The organism is Rhizobium ecuadorense, assembly GCF_001187535.1.
GTDB classification, from domain to species: Bacteria; Pseudomonadota; Alphaproteobacteria; order Rhizobiales; family Rhizobiaceae; genus Rhizobium; species Rhizobium ecuadorense.
The window spans coordinates 1-316 of the sequence record NZ_LFIO01000399.1 but is presented as its reverse complement, the minus strand read 5'-3'; the positions used below and the strand labels follow the sequence as shown (position 1 = coordinate 316).

Here is a 316-nt window from a genome sequence, read left to right as displayed (position 1 = left end):
GCGTATCACCAAGGAGCCATTGATAGCTTCGGGGATGATGTGCTCGTCGGTGAGTTCTGCCTGCGTAAACGCTTTTCGGCAAAAGACACATCTTCCGTCCAGATAGTAATTCTGCTTCCGCATTACCAAAGAGCGCATGCCGTAAGCAATACAACTTATCAGACGAGTCTCATAATTGTTGCTTCGTGCAAAACGGCCTTTACAGTACTTTCAAAATAAACTGTGCACCCGCTATCCAAATCGTCCCATTGACTCCCGTCGATTTTAGGGACCATCGATCCTCTTCTTCGAAAAGAGCCCAGAGCCAACCCTACTG

1 protein-coding gene is annotated in these 316 nt (G+C 47.8%); it reads right to left on the bottom strand.

Annotated features, from left to right (window positions below; genetic code table 11):
- The coding region (locus AF337_RS40085) for an HNH endonuclease (RefSeq protein WP_244471212.1) at nt 1-123 on the bottom strand (123 nt) is incomplete at its 3' end.
- Between the last annotated feature and the right edge of the window lie 193 nt (nt 124-316).